22 protein-coding genes are annotated in these 23,220 nt (G+C 43.2%); 8 read left to right on the top strand and 14 right to left on the bottom strand.

What is annotated here, in order from left to right:
• Both LRQ06_RS01865 and LRQ06_RS01860 read right to left on the bottom strand, forming a co-directional pair.
• Complete coding sequence (locus LRQ06_RS01865) at nucleotides 1-864, bottom strand: carbohydrate ABC transporter permease (RefSeq protein WP_232764744.1); 864 nt, start codon at nucleotides 862-864, stop codon at nucleotides 1-3.
• A gap of 66 nt (nucleotides 865-930) precedes the next feature.
• Nucleotides 931-2,286 carry an ABC transporter substrate-binding protein gene (locus LRQ06_RS01860; RefSeq protein WP_232764743.1) on the bottom strand — a complete coding sequence of 452 codons (1,356 nt, stop codon included), beginning with the start codon at nucleotides 2,284-2,286 and terminating at the stop codon, nucleotides 931-933.
• A gap of 411 nt (nucleotides 2,287-2,697) precedes the next feature.
• On the opposite strand from LRQ06_RS01860, the gene LRQ06_RS01855 reads away from it, so the two are divergent.
• The gene (locus tag LRQ06_RS01855) at nucleotides 2,698-3,375 is read left to right on the top strand and encodes an HI_1241 family integral membrane domain (protein ID WP_232764742.1); all 678 of its coding nucleotides are present in this window, start codon (nucleotides 2,698-2,700) and stop codon (nucleotides 3,373-3,375) included.
• Nucleotides 3,376-3,463: 88 nt separating this feature from the next.
• Entirely contained in the window at nucleotides 3,464-3,658 is a 195-nt protein-coding gene (locus LRQ06_RS01850; RefSeq protein WP_232764741.1) for a DUF4250 domain-containing protein, read from the top strand.
• Between the two features lie 41 nt (nucleotides 3,659-3,699).
• On the opposite strand, the gene LRQ06_RS01845 is transcribed toward LRQ06_RS01850, so the two are convergent.
• Nucleotides 3,700-4,161 carry an Lrp/AsnC family transcriptional regulator gene (locus tag LRQ06_RS01845; protein ID WP_232764740.1) on the bottom strand — a complete coding sequence of 154 codons (462 nt, stop codon included), beginning with the start codon at nucleotides 4,159-4,161 and terminating at the stop codon, nucleotides 3,700-3,702.
• Between the two features lie 160 nt (nucleotides 4,162-4,321).
• Between LRQ06_RS01845 and LRQ06_RS01840 the strand changes: the two genes are divergently transcribed.
• From LRQ06_RS01840 to LRQ06_RS01825, 4 genes are all read left to right on the top strand, one after another.
• Complete coding sequence (locus tag LRQ06_RS01840) at nucleotides 4,322-5,527, top strand: trans-sulfuration enzyme family protein (protein ID WP_232764739.1); 1,206 nt, start codon at nucleotides 4,322-4,324, stop codon at nucleotides 5,525-5,527.
• A 186-nt stretch (nucleotides 5,528-5,713) separates the two neighbouring features.
• Nucleotides 5,714-6,523, top strand: a complete 810-nt coding sequence (locus tag LRQ06_RS01835) for a transporter substrate-binding domain-containing protein (RefSeq protein ID WP_232764738.1) — start codon at nucleotides 5,714-5,716, stop codon at nucleotides 6,521-6,523.
• A 76-nt stretch (nucleotides 6,524-6,599) separates the two neighbouring features.
• Nucleotides 6,600-7,544: an amino acid ABC transporter permease gene (locus LRQ06_RS01830; RefSeq protein WP_232764737.1), complete on the top strand. Its 945-nt coding sequence runs from the start codon at nucleotides 6,600-6,602 to the stop codon at nucleotides 7,542-7,544.
• Nucleotides 7,545-7,563: 19 nt separating this feature from the next.
• Nucleotides 7,564-8,289 carry an amino acid ABC transporter ATP-binding protein gene (locus LRQ06_RS01825; protein ID WP_232765453.1) on the top strand — a complete coding sequence of 242 codons (726 nt, stop codon included), beginning with the start codon at nucleotides 7,564-7,566 and terminating at the stop codon, nucleotides 8,287-8,289.
• Nucleotides 8,290-8,355: 66 nt separating this feature from the next.
• Here the strand turns inward: LRQ06_RS01825 and metR are convergent, their stop codons facing one another.
• Nucleotides 8,356-9,267, bottom strand: coding sequence for an HTH-type transcriptional regulator MetR (metR, locus tag LRQ06_RS01820; protein WP_232764736.1), 912 nt, complete (start codon nucleotides 9,265-9,267; stop codon nucleotides 8,356-8,358).
• A 217-nt stretch (nucleotides 9,268-9,484) separates the two neighbouring features.
• Here metR and metE point away from each other — a divergent pair, with 217 nt between their 5' ends.
• Together metE and LRQ06_RS01810 are read left to right on the top strand one after the other, a co-directional pair.
• On the top strand, nucleotides 9,485-11,767 hold the full coding sequence (gene metE / locus LRQ06_RS01815; protein WP_232764735.1) for a 5-methyltetrahydropteroyltriglutamate--homocysteine S-methyltransferase: 2,283 nt from the start codon (nucleotides 9,485-9,487) through the stop codon (nucleotides 11,765-11,767).
• A 244-nt stretch (nucleotides 11,768-12,011) separates the two neighbouring features.
• On the top strand, nucleotides 12,012-14,312 hold the full coding sequence (locus tag LRQ06_RS01810; RefSeq protein ID WP_232764734.1) for an EAL domain-containing protein: 2,301 nt from the start codon (nucleotides 12,012-12,014) through the stop codon (nucleotides 14,310-14,312).
• A gap of 41 nt (nucleotides 14,313-14,353) precedes the next feature.
• Here LRQ06_RS01810 and LRQ06_RS01805 read toward each other — a convergent pair whose 3' ends face one another.
• The 10 genes from LRQ06_RS01805 to LRQ06_RS01760 form a co-directional block, all read right to left on the bottom strand.
• On the bottom strand, nucleotides 14,354-14,755 hold the full coding sequence (locus tag LRQ06_RS01805) for a GspS/AspS pilotin family protein (RefSeq protein ID WP_232764733.1): 402 nt from the start codon (nucleotides 14,753-14,755) through the stop codon (nucleotides 14,354-14,356).
• Between the two features lie 2 nt (nucleotides 14,756-14,757).
• Entirely contained in the window at nucleotides 14,758-15,054 is a 297-nt protein-coding gene (locus LRQ06_RS01800) for a YciI family protein (protein ID WP_232764732.1), read from the bottom strand.
• Nucleotides 15,055-15,188: 134 nt separating this feature from the next.
• Entirely contained in the window at nucleotides 15,189-15,584 is a 396-nt protein-coding gene (gene yciA / locus LRQ06_RS01795) for an acyl-CoA thioester hydrolase YciA (protein WP_232764731.1), read from the bottom strand.
• A 123-nt stretch (nucleotides 15,585-15,707) separates the two neighbouring features.
• A complete protein-coding gene (locus LRQ06_RS01790; RefSeq protein WP_232764730.1) occupies nucleotides 15,708-16,253 on the bottom strand; it encodes a septation protein A in 546 nt (181 codons plus the stop codon).
• Between the two features lie 324 nt (nucleotides 16,254-16,577).
• The gene (locus LRQ06_RS01785; protein ID WP_232764729.1) at nucleotides 16,578-17,963 is read right to left on the bottom strand and encodes an amidase; all 1,386 of its coding nucleotides are present in this window, start codon (nucleotides 17,961-17,963) and stop codon (nucleotides 16,578-16,580) included.
• Nucleotides 17,964-18,051: 88 nt separating this feature from the next.
• A complete protein-coding gene (locus LRQ06_RS01780; protein ID WP_232764728.1) occupies nucleotides 18,052-18,867 on the bottom strand; it encodes an ABC transporter ATP-binding protein in 816 nt (271 codons plus the stop codon).
• 11 nt (nucleotides 18,868-18,878) lie between these two features.
• Nucleotides 18,879-19,604 (bottom strand): ABC transporter ATP-binding protein, encoded by a 726-nt coding sequence (locus LRQ06_RS01775; protein ID WP_232764727.1) that lies wholly within the window; start codon nucleotides 19,602-19,604, stop codon nucleotides 18,879-18,881.
• Nucleotides 19,605-19,675: 71 nt separating this feature from the next.
• Nucleotides 19,676-20,494 (bottom strand): ABC transporter permease, encoded by an 819-nt coding sequence (locus LRQ06_RS01770; RefSeq protein WP_232764726.1) that lies wholly within the window; start codon nucleotides 20,492-20,494, stop codon nucleotides 19,676-19,678.
• Entirely contained in the window at nucleotides 20,491-21,435 is a 945-nt protein-coding gene (locus tag LRQ06_RS01765; protein ID WP_232764725.1) for an ABC transporter permease, read from the bottom strand. Before LRQ06_RS01765 ends, LRQ06_RS01770 begins: the two co-directional genes overlap by 4 nt.
• A 67-nt stretch (nucleotides 21,436-21,502) precedes the next feature.
• Entirely contained in the window at nucleotides 21,503-22,993 is a 1,491-nt protein-coding gene (locus tag LRQ06_RS01760) for an ABC transporter substrate-binding protein (protein ID WP_232764724.1), read from the bottom strand.
• Between the last annotated feature and the right edge of the window lie 227 nt (nucleotides 22,994-23,220).

The raw sequence follows: 23,220 nt of genomic DNA, 5'->3' as shown, positions 1-23,220 counted from the left end.
TTACCACCGCAACACTTTTTTAACGTAGAACCAAATTAAAACGCAGAGCACCACAAACTGGATGACAGATGTTGCTGCTGCAAGTCCCTGATCGATTACTCCGGTAAAGGCCTGATAATAAGTGAATACCGGCAGTGTCTGTACGTTGGGAGCAAGTAGGAAAACGTCTTCAAAACGGTTCAGGTTCCAGATCAAGCGCAGAATCACGACGGTCGCGAGGACAAAATAAATCTCTGGTAAGGTGACGTGAATAAAGCGTCCGAACGGGCCGTAGCCATCAATCGCAGCAGCTTCGTATTGATCGTTCGGGATAGAAGTTAGCTTGGATAAAATCAGCAGGTAAGCGATCGGAAAATGTTTCCAGATGTCGAAAATCACTACGATCCAAACAGCAGAATCAGGGTTTCCGATGAGATTTTCCCTTGATTGCCAAAGGTGAAGTACATCAACCATGATCCAGTTGAATACCCCATTGACCGGATCGAATAAGAATTGCCAGCCAAACACAACGGAGATAACCGGTGCAAAGTAGGGCATTAATATGGCCGCACTGACTAACCCACGTCCCCGGAAAGGTTGGCGCATCAGAAGTGCTACTGCTAATCCAAGCAGAGTTGTACCGGATACGGTACCGACAAGGTAGATTGCTGTCGTACCGATAGAAGAGTAGTAATCCGGGTTCGATAGTAACCTGAGGTAATTATCCAGACCGACAAAACTTTTGTTCCCATCTAACCGGACGTCAAAAAAACTCAGGTAAATATTAAAAGCAATTGGGTAGAAAATCAGTAGCCCGATGATTCCCAGTGTCGGAGATACTAACTGCCACCCCAATCTTGCTTCGGACTTTTCCAATGGCGTCATCGTTTCTTCCTTGTCGATTTCGTCGGTTTTAAAGAGTTTGGAAATTTCTTGTGCGTCTCTATATTCCTATTTTTTATCGACGATCTGTTTCATCTGTTGTTCTGCCCAGTCAAGAGATTTTTGGGTATCCTCGTTTTCTATTACAGCTTTGTAGATCATACGTGGAATGATCTGCTTTGAGAAAATCTCCCCGGCTTTCGGGAAAGCTTTACCATCGACAATGGCAAAATTTTTGATGTTTTCGAATCCGGCGATGATCGCTTGTACCTGCTTTTTGCCATAACGATTAAAAATGCCTTTGGGGTCGTTCATAAACTCATTGGACTGAGCGATGTCTTTCAGCATAGGCAGATGACCTCCAACGGCCATATGAGAATAGGCCACCACTTGATCTTTTTCGTTCATGTATTCTATGAATGCTTTACTGGCTTCGAGATCTTCTTTGCTTTGCTTTGCCATCACAGAAAAGCCATTTAGTGTCCCGAATGTGGACGGGGATTTATGAGTGATGGTTGGTGCGAGCCGGGTATTTTTTACCAATTCAGGGTCAAATGCCGCCCCTTTGAGGTCAGCAAAGTTATCGCTGCCAAGAGAACTGGCGGCGGCTTCTGCCAGAGCAAGGTCATCCATGATGTAGGTTGAATAGAAAAACATCGCCAGCTTTCCCTGCAGATAGTAGTCGCGGGCCCGCCATGTTTGAGGGCCGGGAGGGTTATATCTGGCGAGTTGTTTGTAGAAATCCAGCACCTCTTTTTGTGCTTTTGAGTCAAAGACCAGTTGCCCCTCTTCATTAAATAACGGAGCATTGTCCGATAAAGCAAACTGGGTATATACCTGTTCAGCATAGCTATCCGCTTTGGTGCCGATTAATATGCCGTACTGGTTTTTTCCCGGTTTGTAGAAATACTTAGCGGCTTTTTCTATAGCTTCCCAGGTCGTTGGTGGTGCCAGACCCGCTTTTTTAAACCAGTCTGCACGGTACCATATTCCCTGAACCCAACCACGATAAGGAACGGCAACATATTCTTGTTTAACGGGATCTTCTACCAACTTTAGTGCGCCTTGATAGAAGCGATTTTTTCCAATTGCATTCACTACATCGGTTGTTGCTGCCAGATCGATGATCCCTTGTTCTGCAAATGCCAGAGAGAGGTTTGATCCCACCTCAATCACGTTAGGCAGGGTGTTCGATGCAGCAGCAGCCGCCATTTGTTTTGGGACATCATTTTCATCAATGGCAACGACTTTGACATGAATATCCGGGTGAAGAGCAGTAAAAACATCTGCCATTACCTGAATGGTTTGCAGGCGGTCAGATTGGGTTTGTGTTGTCCAGTATTCAACGGTTGTAGCAAATGCTGTCTGGAAAAAGAAAAAGTAGCTTGCAACGGCAAGGCTTAACGTTGTTATCAATCGTTTCATCTTGTCATCCTTTACGGCTGAAATAGTCCTGGTTGAGAGAACAGAAGCTAGTCTGATATTTTTAGCCAGAGTTAGCATCTGATTTGGTGTTCAGCTTTGTTGGCTAATTTTTAGTCTAGTCAGTAAATTTTCATCGTAGTGTGTTCTGTATCTCATTTAGCCATTTCAATGGACACTTTGGATTTTTGTCTCATTTATGAGATGGAAAGAGGGTGTAGGACGGCCAGGTAGTGAATGAGAGGAGATATTTCTGTCAGAGGATATCAAAAGGGTTTGTTATAAACATCAATCTGGCCTTTTTATGGCATATAATAACAATTAGTTAAAGTTCTTATTACCCGTTGTGAATGAGTAGGAGATGGCTGTTGTTTTTGATAGTATTTGGTAAATTTTTTACGTGATACTCTGGTTATGCTTGATTCTATTCTTTCTGTTTTACCTCCTTTGGCAACCGGTATGCTGTTGATCATTACGACTGTGTTGAAAAAGGGGCAAATCTGTCCCGGTCAGCGTGGCCGTATTCATAAAGTATTGCCAGTACCTGCAATTATCTGGCTGCTCGCAGCAATAAAACTGCCTTTTGTTCTGGTCAATGTACTGTTGATAGGTTTCTTTATCTGGAAGGTCAAGATGGGTAAGAGCCGTAAGTCTGGGCCATTAATGGCTTTGTATCTTGCGAATGTTATTTCGGTTTGCATCATCATTTATCAGATGGTTCTGGCGCAAGGATGGGTTGCGAGCGGGTTCGTACTGTTAGAAACCCTGATGTTGGGGCTAATAGGGGCACATTGGATGCTGGCTTTTGCTAACAGTCGTCTTCAGGCATTTCATAAGCTGCTTCCTGTCAGCGGTATTTTTCTGGCAATGGCAGTTGCCATGATTTTGGTTCCTTTTGCTTTTTCAATTAATGAGGAAACCCTGCAACAGTATATGGGGACGATTTTCTTTAATTTTGCTGTGCTGATGATTGCGACGGTTGTCTGGTGCTGGCATCTTATTACAACCCGTAAAATCCACAAAGTTCAGATCTCAGTTGCCAGTGTGCTGATGTTAATTTCGGTGATTGGATTTCATCAGATGTATTTTTAGTCACACTTAACAATTCTGTTGTCTGGTGGTGAATTCTGATGATGAACGACTAAGCTTAAATACGTGGTTATCATGCAGGAGTGCCGCTATGGATTTAAGTAATGCCAGTCAGCTCGATGGTCATATTTTACTTGGAATTGTCAATGAGAAATTAAGATTGGAATGTTCTAATCTGGAAGATTTAGCATCGACTTATGAACTTGATATTAAGAATGTGAGAGATAAACTTTCTGTGGTGGGGTTCAAATACGACCCATTAACCAATCAATTTAAATCTCAGTAGTTTTCTGCAGGCCATGATGATGAACCATCGTCATGGCCTTTTTATAATGGCAGCTCAAGAGATTGTTTAGGGACGTCCAGAACAACCTGTGTGTTTACCCGTTTTATATTTGGATGCTTGTCCATCATCGATTGGATGAGCTGATCGTACAGTTTTGTGCTATTGGCTTTAATAATCAGTACCAGATCAAAATCTCCGGTGACGTAAAAGCTTTGCTGAATACGTTCTTCACTCTGTGCCCACTGATTGAACTGTTTTAAAGCAGTATAGTTATCTCTGTCTATTTCGACCGAAGTAACAAAGGTGATGGTTTCCGGAAACGTGTCCGGTTCAACAATGGCCGTTTCCCGGCGAATTACTCCTTCCTGACGGAGTTTTTTCAGACGCCGCTGCACGGCTGATGCGGACAAACCCACTTGTTCCGCTATTAATTCGCTTGGTACCCGACAGTTTCTCTGTACTACTTTCAATATTTCTTTGTCGAAATCGTCAATTATTGCCATGTAATCGTCTCACCGGGTCCTGCGTGCCTGCTTTTCATCATTATCATCGATTCCATGATGAATTTCTTCATTTTTTATATCAATAATACCGTTCATCAGCAATCAGATTTCAGATACTAATACATAACCAAAATGTAGTGAAACTGAGTATTGTGTTTTTATGAAAGAGATGGATTACGGGCCTGAAACTTATGCTGTGAACGGCGGTTTACCGTTAAATACGCAACATGGTGCCATTGCCCCTGATATCAGTATGTCGGTTAACAATATTTATGATCCCAACTTTGGCGATTTTTCTGCAAAAGGGATGGATGACTTAACAACGGCTCCGTTTGTGTATGCCGGTTGGAGTAATCCGACGGTCAGGCAACTGGAGAACAAATTAAGTGTTCTGGAAAAAACCGAAGATACACTGGTTACCGCAAGCGGTATGGCTGCTATCTCCGGAACGCTGTTGTCACTTCTGAAAGCGGGTGATCACATAATCCTGAGTGATGTCATTTATGCCGCTGTCAGTGAATTTGTCAGAGATGCTCTGCCAGGTTACGGCATTGACGTCAGCGTTGTTAATCTGACCCGGCCAGATGAACTGGAGCAGGCCATCAAACCCAATACAAAAATTGTTTATGCCGAGACGCCATGTAATCCCTTATTGCGTTTAACGGATATCCATGCCGTTTCGTTGGTGACGAAAAAGCGCGGTCTTCTGTTTTGTGTTGATTCAACATTTGCAACTCCAGCCGCCACTTGCCCTTCACAACTGGGTGCGGATTTGGTGATTCATTCTCTGACTAAGTTTATCAATGGACATGGTGATGCTATGGGAGGAAGTGTCAGTGGTAGCCATCTTCTTATTGCTAAGATCCGGGCGCATGCCGGTGTTTACCTGGGCGCCAGCTTACCGGCTCACAGTGCCTGGTTGATTATGCGTGGTGCTGATACGTTTTATCCCAGAATGAAAACATTGTCTGATTCTGCATTGGAAATCGCCCGGTGGCTGGAAAAACATCCAAAAGTAAAAAGAGTGAATTATCCCGGCTTACCATCACATCCTCAATATGAGCTTGCACGCCAGCAGATGGATTTGTTTGGCGGTATTATTAGTTTTCAGGTTACTGAACCTTCGCAGATACTTCACCGGTTTTTAAACGAAGCTAAACTGTTTTTGCATGCGTTTTCAATTGGTCATCAGAGAAGTCTGGTTGTATATCTGGATAGTGATGAATTAATTAAGACATCGTATTCTTTTACTGACCAGCAGGAAAAAGATTACCGGGAAATGGCCGGAGAGGGAGTATTCAGGTTATCTATCGGTTTGGAACGAACCGATGATTTGCTGGCTGAATTAGACACGGTTCTGGCCTGATTTTGGTCCGGATGAATAAAAATTAGACGAGTATGCGATACTTAGTCACTAAAACACCAGTTTTCTGTAGATTTTGAGGTAATATCACTATATAAATTGGTTTGAAATAATAAAAATAGCACAACATTGCAATTACGGAATGAGAATTGTTGAAACTCAACATATTTAATATAACTAAGGAATGTTATGAAAAAGTTCATTAAGACTGCTGTTGCCGGCGTTGTTTTAGCTGGTTCAACTCTGTTAAGCGCTCAAAGTTTTGCTGCGGAATCAACACTGGAACACATCATTTCATCGGGTGAAATGAAAGTGTGTTTTGATGCGGGTTATATGCCTTTTGAAATGAAAACCAAAGATGGTCGTTTTGTTGGTTTTGATATCGATTTGAGCAAGCATATGGCGCGTTCTATCGGTGTTAAATACGTGCCTGTTAATACGGCGTGGGATGGCATCATTCCTGCGCTTCAGACAGACAAGTGCGATATTATTATTGCGGGTATGACCGTGACACCGGAACGTAACCTGAAAGTTAACTTTGCTGACCCGTACATTGTTATTGGTCAGTCCATCCTTTTATCTCCTAAACTGGAAGGCAAAGTAAAAACGTATAAAGATTTGAACAACTCTAAATATACTATTGCCACTAAATTGGGAACAACAGGTGCAGAAGCGGCTAAAAACTATATTCCAAGAGCGAAATTAAGCCTTTTTGATACAGAAGTTGATGCTGTACTTCAGGTCACCAATGGTAAAGCGGATGCGTTTGTGTATGATTTCCCGTATAACGCTATCTATAACTCACAGCATAAAGACCAACTGAAACATTTGGATAAACCGTTTACTTACGAACCGCTTGCGTTTGCAATCAAGCAGGACGATCCAAACTTCCTGAATTTCCTGAATAACTATTTGCGTCAAATCAAAGGTGATGGTACATATCAGCGTATCTATAACAAGTGGTTTGAATCAGATAGCTGGCTGAAACAGGTTCAGTAAATCAGAGACAATTCCTAAAGTGTTGAGCAGACGAAAGTCTGCTCGACTTTATCTATAAAGTAAGAGTAATTTTGTAATGAATTCTAAATCCGGTCGCCTGATAGGACATGGCCTGTATGTTCTTATCATGTTGATATTGGTTGGCGGTATCTACTTCTCAGGTAAGACCATTAATTATAACTGGCACTGGGAAAGGTTGTGGCCATACGTCATTAATACCGAGATGCAAAGCATTCGGGCTGAGTCGGATGGGGTTGCCTCGCTGAATAACGGGACGTTGACAATCCAGTTCGATAATCAGGATACACCACAGGTTATAAAAAAATATGACAAGTTAGCGGTTGGTGATGGTGATTTGATCTTTGAAGGGGATACGGTCGCTTATCTGAAAGAATGGAAATTCGGGCCTATCGCAAATGGATTATGGGTAACAGTAAAAATATCGTTTATTTCTCTGTTTTTCGCCATTATTCTGGGGCTGATTTTTGGATTAATGAGGGTATCGAAAAACATTACGGCCCGGAATTTATCCCTGACCTATGTTGAAATTATTCGTGGAACGCCGTTACTGGTTCAGATTTTTATTGTCTATTTCTTTATTGGAACGGTGTTAAACCTTGATCGTTTTACTGCGGGTGTCGTTGCCCTGTCAATCTTTACCGGTGCCTATGTTGTTGAAATCATTCGTGCCGGGATACAATCGGTCGCTGTTGGTCAGATGGAAGCCGCTCGTTCACTCGGGATGACATACTCTCAGGCGATGACGTACGTTGTGCTTCCTCAGGCTTTTAAAAGAACGCTGCCGCCACTAGCCGGACAATTTATTAACCTGATTAAAGATTCTTCGCTGGTTTCTGTTATTTCCATTACCGATCTGACAAAAGCCGGACGGGAAGTGGTAAGTGGTAGTTTTGCGCCGTTTGAAGTATGGTTTACTGTTGCTGCTTTGTATTTAGTGGTAACAGGTAGTTTATCCTGGGCAATACAACGTTTAGAAAAGAGGTTATCAGCCAGTGACTAGAGAATATGACGGAACGGATATGGTAGTCGCGACCGAGGTAGATAAGTTCTATTCAAACGGTTGCCATGCACTGAAATCGGTCACAGCATCGATAAAACGCGGTGAAGTTGTGGCTATTATCGGGCCTTCAGGTTCCGGTAAATCGACATTTTTGAGAACACTGAATCAGTTGGAAGAGATTAGCAGCGGTTCGATTTTTGTTGATGGTGTTGATATGTACGATAAATCAACAAACATTAACCAGTTGCGTCAGAATGTTGGTATGGTATTTCAGAGTTTCAATCTGTTTCCACATAAAACGGCATTAGAGAATGTCATGCTCGCACCGTTGAAAGTGGCGAAAAGACCGCTTAAGCAGGTAGAGGAAGAAGCTAAATCTCTAATGAAGCGGGTTGGTCTTGCTGATCGCATGAATAACTATCCTTCTCATTTATCTGGTGGTCAGCAGCAGCGTGTGGCCATTGCCCGTTCTCTTGCGATGCAACCAGATCTTATGTTGTTTGATGAACCGACATCTGCACTTGACCCTGAGATGGTCGGAGAAGTTCTGGATGTGATTAAAGGGCTTGCTAAAGAAGGCATGACCATGGCCATAGTGACACACGAAATGGGCTTTGCAAAAGAAGTGGCTGATCGGGTGTTATTTATGGAAGACGGTGCATTGCTGGTTGATGACTCTCCGGATAAAGTATTTGATAATCCGGCTCATCCTCGTTTGAAACAGTTTTTAGCAAAAGTGCTCTGATTTCTTTTGCTACAAAACCATATTAAAAACCGGCTGACAGGTGATGGTCATGCCGGTTTTTTATTTTTACGCCATTTTTATGCCATCCAGGTGTGTTTTACTTTGCTGACGGGCCGTAGCAAAGAATGCCTGAAGGTATCGTTTGTCTTTATCACTGTGTCTGACCGCAGCAAAGAGACGACGCCATAAGCCTTTACCCAGCGGTTTACTGACAATGAGTCCCTGACGGGAAAATTCACTGATTGCCCAGTTTGGCAGCGCTGCAACGCCAAGGCCGGCAGACACCATCTGTACCAGCATTAAAGTATTATCTGCCTGCTTCCATTTATGGGGTTCTATTCCTGCTGGTTGCAGGAAATGCTTGACCACATCCAGACGTTGTTTTTGTACAGGGTAGGAGAGCATCGTCTCTTCCGCCAGATCGCCGGGTATGATCGATTCTTTTTCTGCAAGTGGGTGATTCGATGAGGTTATAAGCCGCATTTCAAAATCAAACAAGGGCTCATAGTGGACTTCAGAGCGTGGGAGAATATCGGATGTGATGACCAGATCCAATTCTCCGGCAAGAAGCGCTGGCAGGGGTTCGAACCCAAAGCCGGAAGAAAAGTCCAGAGTGACACTGGGCCAGGTGATCTGATACTCACGTAATGCCGGCATAAGCCACTGAAAGCAGGAATGACATTCGATTGCCATATGCAACCGTCCGTTGACATCTTCTTTCAGGCTGGCAAGTTCGTTTTCTGCCCGGGCTAGTTTCGGTAACACGTCATCGGCGAGATTGAGCAATATTTCACCTTCAGACGTAAATTTTACCGGTCTGGTTTTTCTTAAGAACAACTGACTGCCAAGTCTCGATTCCAGATCTTTAATCTGATGAGACAACGCCGACTGAGTCAGATGTAAAGCAGTGGCGGTAGCAGTCAGAGAACCGGTATCTCTGAGAGACATGAGTGTTTTAAGATGTTTTATTTCTAACATGATTTATTTTTATGATTATGGCTGACATGATGAGAATAACTTACGAAGTTATGGTGAGAATGTAAACTATTTTGTCGGATAAAGTGTATTGTTTTTCATTTTTAAAATATCAACATGAATTTTATTCAATGTCCCGTTGAATATTTAGATGTTGTCGAATTTGGGTAACTTAGCCAAGATAAAGCCATCTAGACATCTATTTCATGGAGATTGGACAATGGTTACAACACATATTTTAGGTTTCCCTCGTATTGGTGAGCACAGAGAATTAAAATTTGCTCTTGAACGTTACTGGCGTGGTGAAATTTCCCAGCAAGAACTTGAAAGTGCCGGGCAGACGATACGTCGTCATAACTGGACCAAACAAAAAGAAAGTGGATTAGGTTACGTTACTGTCGGGGATTTTGCCTGGTATGATCACGTGCTGAATACCTCTTTGCTACTAGGTCATATCCCGGCTCGTCACCGCAGCCAGACACTTTCGTTAGACACACTGTTTTCGATTGCCCGGGGTAAGGAAGGATCAGGTTGTGGTTGTTCGAACCGGGCCGCCTCTGATATGACAAAGTGGTTTAACACCAATTATCATTATATTGTTCCGGAATTTTCACAAGATGATAAGTTTGAAGTCTCGTGGACGCAGCTATTTGATGAAATTCAGGAAGCACAATCTTTAGGGCATCAAGTAAAGCCTGTACTGATTGGTCCTTTAACGTATCTTTATCTGGGTAATGAAACGGATAAATCGTTTGATAAAAAAGCTTTGTTACCTGCACTGGTTGACGCTTACCGGGTTATTTTAGAACGAATAAAGCAACTTGGTGTTGACTGGGTTCAGATTGATGAGCCAATTCTGGCTCTGGAACTGGATGAGAGTTGGCTCGATCTGTTTAAACCAACATACGAATCACTGTCGGGATCAGTAAAACTGCTATTGGCAACATATTTTAGTGGTGTCGGTCATGTTCTGGAAACCATCGGAGAACTGAAAGTGGATGGCCTCCATCTGGATCTGGTTACCGCTCCGCAGCAGTTATCTGATGCGCTTGCAACATTACCGGCATCCTGGATTATTTCACTTGGTGTCATCAATGGGCGTAATGTCTGGAAAGCAGATTTGGATAAATGGCTTTCAGTGCTTACTCCTGTTCTGAATGATTTTAGTGAGCGTGAGTTCTGGATAGGTTCTTCATGCTCATTACTTCATAGTCCGGTAGATTTAACCCTGGAAAAAACGTTATCCGTAGAAACCGGATCCTGGTTTGCATTCGCCTATCAGAAGCTTGAAGAAGTCCGGTTACTGAGCGAAGCGCTTGATGGGAATGAAAAAGCCCAAAAGGCTTGCGAGGAGTACAGCATCCCTGTCCGTCAGCGGCAAAAAAATGTACGTGTTAACAAAAAAGAAGTGGCAGAAAGGATTGCTGGACTTACGGCTGCTAACAGTGTACGCAAACTGGATTACAGTGATCGGGTTTCTTATCAGCAGGAAGAGCTGAAATTGCCACTGCTACCGACAACAACTATCGGATCGTTTCCTCAGACGGATGATATCCGGAAAACGCGCAGTGCATTCAGACAGGGCAGGCTGGCTGAAAATGAGTATAAAACGGCTATTCAGCAGGAAATTGCCAGAACAATCCGTGAGCAGGAAGCATTGGATTTAGACGTTCTGGTACATGGTGAAGCAGAGCGAAATGATATGGTGGAGTATTTCGCTGAAAACCTTTCCGGATTTCAGACGACAAAATTCGGATGGGTTCAAAGTTATGGTTCCCGTTGTGTTAAACCGGCGATAGTGGTTGAAGATGTTACTCGTCCGGCACCGATGACGGTCGAGTGGAGCCAGTACGCTCAGTCATTAACGAAAAGACCGGTGAAAGGGATGCTTACCGGTCCGGTGACCATTCTTGGCTGGACTTTCCCCCGTGAAGATGTTTCCCGGGAAACGGTTGCACTCCAGATTGCTCTGGCACTTAAAGATGAGGTTGATGATTTGCAGAAAGCCGGAATCGGTATTATTCAGATTGATGAACCGGCATTACGCGAAGGATTACCAATTAAACAGACGGAACATCAGGCTTATCTGGACTGGGCGGTGAGAGCATTTCGGTTGTCTGCTGCGTCTGCCTGGCCGGAGACTCAAATTCATACTCATATGTGTTACAGTGAGTTTAATGAAATCATTGAGTCAGTATCTGCTTTGGATGCAGATGTTATTACCATTGAAACGTCTCGTTCTAATATGGCACTGCTGGACGCGTTCAGAGAATTCCGCTATCCGAATGAGATTGGTCCTGGAGTGTATGACATTCACTCTCCGAATGTTCCGGATGTTGAGTGGATGACATCTTTACTGAGAAAAGCCGCAAAGTTGATTCCACATCAGCGTCTTTGGGTTAACCCGGACTGCGGACTGAAAACCCGGGGCTGGACTGAAACGAGAGCCGCATTAAAAAATATGGTGGCTGCGGCCAGAGTATTACGTAAAGAATTAGCTTAACTTTTTTTATTATATGATATAGCCTGCATATGCGGGCTATTTTTTATTGGTAATAAAGGTTATAAAAGTCTGTCGAGCATCTGAAGAGGGAAAATGTAACCTGTGTCAGCCTTATTCTTCTGGTGTCATATATCACATATTCCAATCTGTCATCTGGGAATACTCGACTTGGCGTGTTCTATGAGCTTTAATAAATTTGTCAGATGGTTGAATCAATTAAGAATAGATAAAAGGTTGCCGCAGTATGGAAATAGCGCATCGTGTAGATATCTTTCCCTGGAATAACAGTTTTAATACCGGAGTTTATGAGATCGATCAGCAACATAAGAAGCTGGTTCAGATATTAAATAAAGTGGCCGGATACATGGCGCTGGAAAGTTCTCACGTTGACTTCGATGTGTTAATTGATGAGCTTATCGATTATGCAATTTACCACTTTGAAACAGAGGATCATTTCTGGCTCGAAAAATTACCGGATACATCGCATACGAGCGAACATCAGGAAAGTCACCACCATTTCATACAGACCATTAACCGTTTAAAAGCCAATGTGAATCACTATCCGGAAGAGGTCTGGATTGAAGAATTGTTGTCATTTCTGGCTAGCTGGCTGGCTTCACACATTCTGGAAAGTGATAAACGAATGGCATTATTGGTTGAAGCCGTGCGTGAGGGGATGTCGCCAGAAGTCGCAGCCAGATGGGTGGATTTGCAGATGCACGATGATGCGAAAGCGACCATTAATGTCATATTAACTGCCTACAAAAGCTTGGCTGCCAATACAATACGTCTGATGAGGGAAATTAAAGCCGGAGCCATTACATTCAGTAAGTTATCTGAGAGTGAGCAACGCTTACAGCAGGCGATGGATTATGCAAAGATTGCGCACTGGTCATTTCCATACAAAGGGAACGTAGCAAACTGGTCGCCTCAGGTATACAGTCTGCTGGGAATTCCCGATAGTCAGGTTGCTGGGACAAAGACCCTTTGCAGCATTATGAATGACGAATTTCGGCAACCTTTTTTAAGTTCAATGAAACGAAGCTTTGATACTGGTCTGGAACATCATATTGAATGTCAGATTCTTCGTCAGGCGGATGATAAAATTCGTTGGATTGAATGCCGTGGAAAAGTGATTTATGGCGATGATGGAGAGCCCTGTAAAATTTCAGGTTTTGTTCAGGATATTACTGACAGGAAAGAACACGAAGATAAAATTACTCAGCTTGCTTATTACGATTCGTTGACGTTATTGCCAAACCGGCGGTTGTTAGTGGATCGGTTAAATCAGTCGATTGCTATGTGTGACCGTAATTCGTTTTATAATGCTTTGTTGTTCATTGATATCGATAACTTTAAAACCGTTAATGATACCCATGGTCACGAATATGGCGATTTTTTACTTCAACAGGCCGCTTCCCGTATCCGGGGCTGTATCCGGATGGGAGATACGCTGGCTCGTATCGGTGGCGATGAATTTATTATTATTTTGTCAGGAATGGGGGTGACGGAAGTCGAAGCCTCCATAAAATCAAAAACAGTAAGTAATAAAATACTGAAGGCTCTGGCATCCCCTTACAGTATTAATAAGCATCAGTTTAATAGCAGTGCCAGTATCGGAATTATTTTATTTAATGATAGCAATGTATCAGCATCTGAATTAATGAAGCAAGCCGATATCTCAATGTATCAGGCGAAACAATCCGGGAAAAATTCAGTCTGTTTTTATAACCCCCAGATGCATAAAGACATGACGACCCGGATTCGGCTCGAGAAAGAACTGCGTACCGCATTGCAGGAACAGCAATTCGAATTATTTTATCAGCCTCAGGTTGACCATCTTAATCATGTTATTGGGGGGGAAGTGCTGATTCGCTGGAAACATCCGAAAAAAGGTTTAATTAATCCGGAGCGGTTTATCCCAATTGCTGAGGATACGGGGTTAATTATTCCTATTGGTGAGTGGGTACTGGAAAAATCGTGTGAACAGCTTAGCCACTGGATGAAAGACGACAGAACAAAGAATCTAACGTTGGCTGTCAATGTCAGTTACAAACAGTTTTGTCAGCCGGGGTTCGTCGCTGAAGTCAGCCTGTTGATTAAACGTTATCATATCGATCCCGGGAAATTGAAAATTGAGCTTACAGAGACGTTGTTCGTTGACAACATGGAGAAGACAGTTTCTCAGGTTGAAGCGCTGAAAAGACTCGGTGTACTACTCTCACTTGATGACTTTGGAACCGGCTATTCTTCGCTTCAGTACCTTAAACGTTTACCATTGAGTCAGTTAAAAATTGATCGGTCGTTTATTGATGATCTGGAAGACGATTTAAATGATCAGTCGATAGTGAAAACTATTATTCTCATGGCCCGTTCTTTAGGGTTAAATGTGATTGCTGAGGGCGTCGAAACCGCTGAGCAGAAGCATTATCTGGAAGAAAACGGATGTTTTCTGTATCAGGGCTATTTTTATAGCAAGCCTGTTCCGGTCTGTGAATTTGAAAACTATGCAATAAGCACAGAGGAATTAGTCTGTGATGACTGAGTAGTATAAGTATAATGGCCTCAAAAGAGGCCATTACTTGATCACTTACGATTGAAAGGTTCACAGGTTTGTTTGTTAATGATTTTATCAATCATTAACTGGCCCCGCGGATTGCGCATTTTTATGCGGTATGTGAGACCAATATCGAGATTGGTAAGTGTTGTTTTGTCTGAACAGTAATAGTGAATGCTTTGCGCTAATACTTGTTTTATCGGTTTTGCCCCTTTACTGTCAGAGTTATAAATCATCATGATTTCGACAATGTTTTTATTTGCGCTGGCTCTCATGATATGAAGTGGTCCCACTTCGATAGGTAATTCCGCTTCAATTAAACTGGCCCGGTTCATTGCCAGTAACTCCAGTTGTTTTTCTTCATTGCTTGAGGAACTACATGCAAAAATAAAGAGAGAAAGGAAAATAACGATAAAACGTTTTAATAGCATAATTAAAATACTTGTTTGTATGGTTTTACAATGACAGAAGCATATACTCCTGCATCAACGTAAGGATCCGCATCAGCCCAGGTTTTCGCGGATTCTAACGAGTCAAAATCTGCAATTACAGTAGACCCTGTAAAACCTGCTTCACCCGGATTTTCTGAATCAATTGCAGGCATAGGGCCGGCAGTGAGAAGACGTCCTTCATTTTTTAGTTTTTCCAGGCGTTCCAGATGTTTTGGACGAACACTCATCCGTTTTTCTAATGAGTGTTCGATATCCTCAGAAAAAATAACATACCACATAAACAAAATCCTTATTTGACGTAAAAATTCAATTCATATTCTACGGGTGAACCGGAGAGTTCAGACGTTAACAATGACATATGCATATAATATACAAGCATTATCTCAGCTTTTCATTTATGTTAAAGCATAATTTATTTTTCAATAGTGCGGGGTCTGCCTTCACCATCGATGGCAACATAGTTAAAGGTTGCATCACAAACCATAAAACGATCACCCACACCGTCTTTTTTGACGGGTTTAACCCAGACTTCCAGCTCTATGGACATGGAGGAGCGGCCGATGTTAATACAGTCGCCATAAATACAGACTACATCGCCAACCTTGACCGGCTTTTTAAAGGTAATTCCCGACACTGAAACCGTTACTGTCCGGCCGCTGGAAATTTCTTTGGCAAGAATTCCGCCCGCTAAGTCAATTTGAGACATAATCCAGCCACCAAAGATATCACCATTTGCATTGGTATCGGCTGGCATGGCTAAAGTTCTGAGCAAAAGTTGCCCCTTTGGAGCATCAACATTTGTCGTCATTTTGTTATTCCGTAAACAATCACATTGGCTCTATGAGCGAAAAAGCCAAGAGAACCCATCTCTTGGCCTAAAATCAGCCATTATTATAACGGTTACTGATTAATTGTGAATATTGTAAGTAACTTATTGCTCAGTATCTTTTGTTTCTTTGGGGAGGTGTTTATAAATATAGGCACCGGTCAATACAGTGAAAATCAGTGTGGAGATTAACAGACCGAATACTTTAAAGTTGACCCAGACATCCAGAGGAAGACGGAAAGCGATATATACATTAACGATGGCGCATAGAAGAAAATAGCCGACCCATGCCCAGTTTACTTTTGCCCAGACCGCTTCTGGAAGATGAATTTCTTTACCAAGCATGCCTTTGATTGCTGATTTACCCATTAAATGACTGATCGTTAGTCCCCCGGCAAAAACAAGGTACACAATAGTGACTTTCCATTTAATGAAGTTATCGTCGTGAAGGAATATGGTCATTCCCCCGAAAACCGCCACCAGTACGAAAGTGATTAACTGAATTTTTTCTACTTTGCGGTAAAGGAAATAGGTAATGATGATTTGAAGAGCGGTTGCAACGATAAGGGCACCGGTCGCAACGTAGATATCATAAAGTTTGTACAGGCCGAAAAAGATAATTAGCGGGATAAAGTCGATGAGTTGTTTCATATGTTTTGTTATTCCTACTCGTATAACTTTCGCTAGTCTAACGGATTTCTCAGTTGAGAAAAACCGTGGGTAACAGATAGAAACAAAAAGGCTGCCCGGAAATGTGCCTTTTGAAGAGCGTTTACTGCTTTATTGTAGTAGGCCGAGAACATCGTGCTTAATCATAACGCCACATTCGTTAATTCAGGCGTACTCTTTGCCGATTCTTCATTGAGGTTAGGATCGGCGGCTTCCGGATAGTTGATGGCAATAGATAAGCTATCGTTGATGACAGTGTCATCAACGTGGAAATATCTTTAATGTTTTTGGGTATTTTAAATATTATCAAAGTTCAGGCCAGTTAGTGATGGGCCCTCGCCATATTTCATAGGCTTTCGCCATCGAGATAACTTTTAAATCAGCAAATTTAGGAGCAATGATTTGCAGGCCAATCGGCATGCCACTTTTCGAAAAGCCGCAGTTAATAGACGCCGCCGGCTGTTCTCCCATATTCCATGGCACAGTAAAAGCGATATGTTCAAATGGGAGTTTTGGATCGTTTGTTGGAGAGGCCCAGTCAGCAGGATAAGATACATTTGGATTAACAGGAGATAATACGGCATCCACTTTAGTAAAAATTTGGGCGCATGCGTCACGCATTGCCATTGTTGCATCAAAGCCATTGACTACTGCTAGTGGACTGGCATCACCACCAGTTTTTGCCCATTCATAAATATAGGGCAGAATTGACTGACGTTTTTCTTCGGTTAGTTTTAGCATCGTATCCCAAAACCGGGCACGCCAAAACACATCCAGCCCATCAAGCCATTCACGTTTCATTACGGGACCAATTGGAATAATTTCTGCCCCTTCCTGCTCAAATCGTTTGGCGGCTGCAATCACTGCAGCTTTTACTTCTGGCTCAGCTTCAATACCACATCCGGCGTCCAGCATGAGTCCGATTTTCATTCCGTTAACCTCTGCCGGTGCAACATCCCACTCAAGATCCTGATAGTTAACGGATGTCGTATCGCGCCAGTCCGGCTTTGTAATAGTAGGCATAATCATGACTGCGTCATCGACAGTCCGGGTCATCGGCCCGGCGCATCTTCCTGTGTAATATGGGTAGATCGGAATGCGTCCTAAAGTAGGTTTGAAACCAAACAGACCTGTCCAGCCAGCGGGCAGGCGTACTGAACCACCGATATCGGTACCAATATGGAGCGTACCAAGTCCGGCTGAACCGGCTGCGGCTGCTCCTGCTGAAGAACCTCCCGGGTTTTGCGTTAAGTCCCAGGGATTTCGGCTTAAATGATGAAACGTGGATAAACCGGAAGAAAGCATTCCGTAATCAGGGCAGGTGGTCTTAGCGAAGATAATTGCTCCATCTTCTTTGAGGCGGGCCGATGTCGGAGCATCTTCTTGGGCCGGTATTTTCTCTGTTGCTGCTGTTCCCATCGGAATCGGGTCGCCTTCCGTTGCTATCAATTCCTTAACCGTGACGGGAATTCCGTCTAAACGTCCCTGCGGTTGGCCTTTAAGCCAGCGATTTGTGGCGTGTTCTGCTAACTGTAAAGCCAGCTCGGGTTTGTAGGCATACAGTGCACATATCTTTGGTTCAACTCGTTCAATGCGTTCAATTAGCCAATGCATGTATTCTGTCGGGCTGGTTTCACCACTAGCGTATGCCTTCAACAAGGCACGGGTATTCATTTGAGAAAAATCACTCATAGCACAAATTCCATCTTGTTTGATGATTAAAACGGGTGAGTAACTCACCGTTGGTCGATTTTGGGGAAGAGGTTTCAATGGTGTACAGTCAGGAAACTGCTTTTTTCAGTCCCCGGGACTTACGTCCTATTTTTTCCAGAGTCGGTTCTGCAGCTAGTAATCGTTGGGTATAGGGTTCCCGGGGATTATCTAACACCTCTCTGACAGGACCTGTCTCAATTAACTTACCGGACTGCATGACGGCTACCTGGTCGCAAATTTCGTCTACGACACCGATGTTATGAGTAATGAAAAGCACTGATATTCCGTAGGTGTCGCGCATCTTTAATATCAGCTTAAGAATCTGAGCTTGCACTGTAAGATCCAGTGCGGATGTTGCTTCATCTGCCACAAGTAGCTTTGGTTTTGTGATTAATGCTCTGGCGATGGCAATGCGCTGTCTTTGACCACCAGAAAATTCGTGTGGATATTTATCCATGTCATCTGGCTGTAATCCGACTTGTTCAAGTAACGTACCGATGCGATTACGAAGTGCCTTTCCTTTAGGGGGATTCTCTTCAAGATGTAAAGGCTCTGCTATGATTCGCCATACTTTATGACGTGGATCCAATGAACCATAGGGATCTTGGAATATCATCTGAAAATTTGCCCGTAGACGGCGTAAATTGAACGCTGTAAGGGCAAAGATATCCTTATTTTCAAATAAAATATTACCCTTTGTGGGTTTATCTAACCCCATGACAATACGTGCAAGCGTCGATTTTCCTGAACCACTTTCACCTACGATGCCAAGTATTTGACCGGGCTCCATAGATAGAGAGACATTATCCACAGCATATACTTTTGATTCTCCTTCACCAAATTCCCGGAAAAGACCGATAATTTCTAATATTTTCTTTTTCACAGAGTGTCTCCTTACACTGATAAACTGGCTCGTGCACGTCTGGGCATAGCAGAGAGAAGTTTTCGGGTGTAGTCATGTGCCGGTTGGCGTAAAACGCGTTCCGTATCACCTTGCTCCATTTCGTTGCCCCGGTACATCACTAAAGTTCGATCCGCAATACGGCCGATAACACCTAAGTCGTGAGAGATCAAAATAAGAGAAATATCGAGTTCACTCACCAGATCATCGAGTATATCCAGTATTTCGGCCTGAACCGTGACGTCCAGAGCAGTGGTTGGTTCGTCTGCGATCAGCAGGTCAGGTTTTAAAGCAAGAGCAATTGCAATTCCTACCCGCTGTCTTTGTCCTCCTGACATCTCATGGGGATAGGAGAACATCTTTTGAGCTGCGTTAGGAATCTGTACCATATCGAGCAGTCGTAAAACTTCCTTGTTTGCTTCACTACGGCTGATAGAGCGATGAAGATGAAGTCCTTCAGCAATTTGGGCTCCAACTTTCATTGCCGGATTGAGAGCTGTCATTGGCTCTTGAAATATCATTCCTATTTTAGAGCCACGAATACGGCACAGTTGGCGCTCTGACATATCGAGCAGGTTATTTCCATTAAACAAAATCTTGCCGCTGGCATGTGCTGTTTTTGGTAATAACCCCATAGTTGCAAGTGATAGAACCGATTTCCCTGAACCGCTCTCTCCGACAATTCCTAGGGTTTCACCCTTACCGAGTTGTAAGCTCATACCGTGAACAACTTCAGTACATGCCCCATTTTCATTTTGAAAGCTGACTCTAAGATCTTGAATATCCAGTATCATGTGGATTGCCTCCTTCGGGGGTCAGTCAGGTCACGCAGACCATCACCTAAGAGATTAAGTCCTAATACGGCAATACAAATTGTGAGTCCGGGGACCAGAACCATATGAGGAGCAATGGAAAGGTAGGTTTGTGAATCTGCAAGCATTCGTCCCCAGCTCGGTGTCGGCGGTGACACACCGAGTCCAAGAAAAGAAAGGCCTGCTTCAGTTAATATTCCAAGTCCGGTTTGTATTGCTATCTGAACAATGATTTGTGCTCCGATATTTGGAATGACATGTTCTATCGTAATGTGGATGTCACTTTTCCCGGCCATTTTCGCAGCAAGAATGTAATCTCTGGCCCAGATTTGTAAAGCCGCACTGCGTGTTATACGCGCAAAAACGGGGATCATAAACAAAGCAATAGCAACAATGGTAGTAATAGGACCGCCACCTAATATGGCCGCAAGGAGAATGGCAGATAGCACTGGAGGAAATGAAAACAGCACATCACTGATCCTCATAACCAATGCTTCAAAATGACCACGTTTCGCTGCTGATGTTACACCCAGAAATGTTCCTGTGATACCACCTAAAGCAATGGAGGAAAAGGATATTCCAAGTGAAATCCAGGCTCCACTCATGATCATTGATAATTCATCGCGGCCAAAATGGTCTGCACCCAGTAGCCCGGCGACTCCCGGACCTTTTAACCGATGAAGGATATTGATTGTGGTCGGATCTGCCGGCGTCCAGAAACGACTGGTGATCGCTGCAATGATAAATATACTGGTAATAATGACTCCGATAATCAGAGACCAGGGCAGTCGTTTCATTTTCTTACCCTCAGTCTTGGATCCAATATGGTGTAGACGGCATCGACCAGTACATTAACTCCCATTACGATAGTGGCAAAAAAGAGCACGACATTTTGAATAACGATGAGATCTCTTTGCGCGAGTGCCTGATAGGCTAGTGAGCCTAATCCCGGTAAATTGAAGACGTTTTCAACTAATACTGCACCTGCGATAAGCACTGATATTTGCATACCCAGCATAGTAACCACAGGAATCAGAGCGTTAGGCATTACATGACGCCATAGGGCAATGCTGGGCGTTGCTCCTTTTGCTCTCGCTGTTCGGACAAAATCCTCGTTAGTAACTTCAATAACAGCAGAGCGTGTTACTCTGGTTAATACTGCTGCCTGAGGAATAGCCAGGGCAATGGATGGTAATATAAGTGCTTTGATTCCCGGCCATAGGCCTGAATTCCAGCCGGGGAAACCGCCTGCAGGCAATGCTCCGAAATAGAGTGCAACGCCGAGTATAAGCAAGAGGCCAATCCAGAAGTTGGGCACAGCGATACCGATTTGAGCGAACAATGAGGCAAAATTATCGATTAACCCGTTAGGACGTGATGCTGCGATAACACCAAGAGGTAAAGAAATAGCAACTGAAATTACAATAGCCATCGCAGTGAGAGGTAACGTTACTTTAAGACGTTCTCCAATGAGCTGTGCAACGGGGGTCGAGTAGGTATAGGAATTACCAAGATCGCCGTGCAAAACACCGGTTAGCCAGCAAATGTAGCGTGTGATCAGTGGCTGATTAAGTCCAAGCTGATTTCTTAGGGCTTCCAGCGTGTCCGGGGATGCGGATGTACCGAGGATAATTTCTGCAGGATCGCCAGGAACCGCTTCCATCACCAAAAAAATCACGAAGGAAACCACAAGCAGGGTAACTAACAGCCCTGCCAGTGATTTGATTATAGGATTCATTGCTTATTTGTCCTTGTGGAAAAATAGAACAGATTTTTTATTTTGTTGTGCTTAAAAGTAAGTTTGCTTATTGCCAATAAACATCTGTGAGATCATTTGACGGTATTGGTTCATTTGTCCACAGACCATGTAGTCCTTTTTTCCAAACTCCTATTTTAGGGTAAGCATATAAAAATAATGCAGGGACGTCGTGGGCCAGAATTTCCTCAGCGTGGCGATAGCCCTTCAGCCGTGAATTTTCGTCAGTCGCATTAGCAATCACCGTCATTGCTTTATCAAACTTCGGACTGTGATAATTGAAATAATAATGAGATCGGTTATAGATACTAATATCTAATGGTTCAGCATGACCGATAATGGTCATATCGTAGTTTTTGTCTTTAAAAACATCTGAAACCCATTTGGCGGGAAACTCAGAAGATTCAATCTTCATGGTGACACCAATCATCGCAAAGTATGCCTGCATAATTTCAGCTGCACGCTGAGCGTAAGTACGTGTAGGGACTTTCATCGTAAAAGTAAACCCATTTGGATAGCCGGCTTCAGCAAGCAGTTTCTTCGCCTTTTCGGGTGAATAGGGTAATACTCCGGTTAGATCTTCATAACCTGCATCTGAAGGAGAAAAGTGGCTTCCTATTGGTGTTCCCAGTCCTTCATTGGCTGCATCAACCAGCGTCTTACGATCAATGGCCATCATCAGAGCTTGTCGAACTTTTATATTGTTAAACGGTTTTCTCGAATTATTCATACCAGCGACAATTTCCATGCTGGTAGTACCGATAACAGTGTTAAATGCAGGATTATTCTGAAATTGTTTTACCAGCTCAGGCGCATCAAACTCAGCCATCGCATCTACACCGCCAGAATTTAACGCCGCGGCCTGAGCCTGTGCGTTACCGATAAACCGGAAAGTGACTTTCGTTAACTTAGCGGGAGCCCCCCAATATTGAGGATTTTTTACCAGGGTTACCTGGTTACCTTTCTTCCATTGTTTTATTTCAAATGGGCCTGTGCCGACAGGATGAGTTGCGTTTGTTGGTTCGCTGCTTGGTTCTACCATAATTGCTGCGGGATAACCTAAATAGTACAACAGGTCAGATAACGGTTCTTTGAGAGAGAGAACGAGAGTCGTCGCATCTGGTGCTGACACTTTATCGATGACTTTATACAGGTTTTTCTGAGGATTGACGGAATCATTTCCGAGTATTTTTTCAATGCTAAATTTGGCACTAGCGGAATTAAACGGTTTGCCATTTTGGAAATTTACGTCATCACGCAAGTGAAAGGTGTAGGTTAACCCGTTATCTGATATGTTCCAACTTTTGGCCAGTTCTGGTTGTACTTTCCCATCTTTGTCGATCGTGACCAATCCTTCAAAAATGTTTTGCCAAACGACCTGACCAATAGCGACGGGTGCCGCGACTGTGGGATCCAGACCTGAGGGTTCAACCCCCATCCCCAAAATCAGGTCGGTTCTAGATGCTGCGGATGCACCTATCGATAGGAATAGCCCAACGATGGCTGTTGAAGCTAAAAGAGAACGAAAATGACTTGTCATAAACCAGTGACCCCTTTTTTAGTGTGCAAAACTGTCCGTGTTCTGTGTACTCGTTCATTGATTTGATATTTATACCTTGCCTGAATTTTCAGTGAAATTGCAATGTTAATTTTTAGTGCATAGTGCAATCAAAACCGTTGCACTAAAATATAGTATTAATGAAAAAAACTGTATCAAATAAAATTTAAGGTTTTTTATATTATTACTAACGTTAGTCAGAGATAAAG

Origin of the sequence: Vibrio salinus (assembly GCF_021272385.1) — a bacterium.
Lineage (GTDB): Bacteria > Pseudomonadota > Gammaproteobacteria > Enterobacterales > Vibrionaceae > Vibrio > Vibrio salinus.
This window is presented reverse-complemented; position numbering and strand designations above follow the sequence as displayed.

What these genes read in the sequence shown, in the direction of transcription:
- LRQ06_RS01850 (WP_232764741.1), top strand. Translation starts at nt 3,464, where the DNA reads ATGGATTTAAGTAATGCCAGTCAGCTCGATGGTCATATTTTACTTGGA.
- LRQ06_RS01800 (WP_232764732.1), bottom strand. Translation starts at nt 15,054, where the DNA reads ATGTGGTATGTTATTTTTTCTGAGGATATCGAACACTCATTAGAAAAA.
- LRQ06_RS01810 (WP_232764734.1), top strand. Translation starts at nt 12,012, where the DNA reads ATGGAAATAGCGCATCGTGTAGATATCTTTCCCTGGAATAACAGTTTT.
- LRQ06_RS01765 (WP_232764725.1), bottom strand. Translation starts at nt 21,435, where the DNA reads ATGAATCCTATAATCAAATCACTGGCAGGGCTGTTAGTTACCCTGCTT.
- LRQ06_RS01770 (WP_232764726.1), bottom strand. Translation starts at nt 20,494, where the DNA reads ATGAAACGACTGCCCTGGTCTCTGATTATCGGAGTCATTATTACCAGT.
- LRQ06_RS01830 (WP_232764737.1), top strand. Translation starts at nt 6,600, where the DNA reads ATGAATTCTAAATCCGGTCGCCTGATAGGACATGGCCTGTATGTTCTT.
- LRQ06_RS01845 (WP_232764740.1), bottom strand. Translation starts at nt 4,161, where the DNA reads ATGGCAATAATTGACGATTTCGACAAAGAAATATTGAAAGTAGTACAG.
- LRQ06_RS01825 (WP_232765453.1), top strand. Translation starts at nt 7,564, where the DNA reads ATGGTAGTCGCGACCGAGGTAGATAAGTTCTATTCAAACGGTTGCCAT.
- LRQ06_RS01760 (WP_232764724.1), bottom strand. Translation starts at nt 22,993, where the DNA reads ATGACAAGTCATTTTCGTTCTCTTTTAGCTTCAACAGCCATCGTTGGG.
- LRQ06_RS01840 (WP_232764739.1), top strand. Translation starts at nt 4,322, where the DNA reads ATGAAAGAGATGGATTACGGGCCTGAAACTTATGCTGTGAACGGCGGT.
- LRQ06_RS01775 (WP_232764727.1), bottom strand. Translation starts at nt 19,604, where the DNA reads ATGAGCTTACAACTCGGTAAGGGTGAAACCCTAGGAATTGTCGGAGAG.
- LRQ06_RS01855 (WP_232764742.1), top strand. Translation starts at nt 2,698, where the DNA reads ATGCTTGATTCTATTCTTTCTGTTTTACCTCCTTTGGCAACCGGTATG.
- metR (WP_232764736.1), bottom strand. Translation starts at nt 9,267, where the DNA reads ATGTTAGAAATAAAACATCTTAAAACACTCATGTCTCTCAGAGATACC.
- LRQ06_RS01785 (WP_232764729.1), bottom strand. Translation starts at nt 17,963, where the DNA reads ATGAGTGATTTTTCTCAAATGAATACCCGTGCCTTGTTGAAGGCATAC.
- LRQ06_RS01835 (WP_232764738.1), top strand. Translation starts at nt 5,714, where the DNA reads ATGAAAAAGTTCATTAAGACTGCTGTTGCCGGCGTTGTTTTAGCTGGT.
- metE (WP_232764735.1), top strand. Translation starts at nt 9,485, where the DNA reads ATGGTTACAACACATATTTTAGGTTTCCCTCGTATTGGTGAGCACAGA.
- yciA (WP_232764731.1), bottom strand. Translation starts at nt 15,584, where the DNA reads ATGACGACAAATGTTGATGCTCCAAAGGGGCAACTTTTGCTCAGAACT.
- LRQ06_RS01860 (WP_232764743.1), bottom strand. Translation starts at nt 2,286, where the DNA reads ATGAAACGATTGATAACAACGTTAAGCCTTGCCGTTGCAAGCTACTTT.
- LRQ06_RS01865 (WP_232764744.1), bottom strand. Translation starts at nt 864, where the DNA reads ATGACGCCATTGGAAAAGTCCGAAGCAAGATTGGGGTGGCAGTTAGTA.
- LRQ06_RS01805 (WP_232764733.1), bottom strand. Translation starts at nt 14,755, where the DNA reads ATGCTATTAAAACGTTTTATCGTTATTTTCCTTTCTCTCTTTATTTTT.
- LRQ06_RS01790 (WP_232764730.1), bottom strand. Translation starts at nt 16,253, where the DNA reads ATGAAACAACTCATCGACTTTATCCCGCTAATTATCTTTTTCGGCCTG.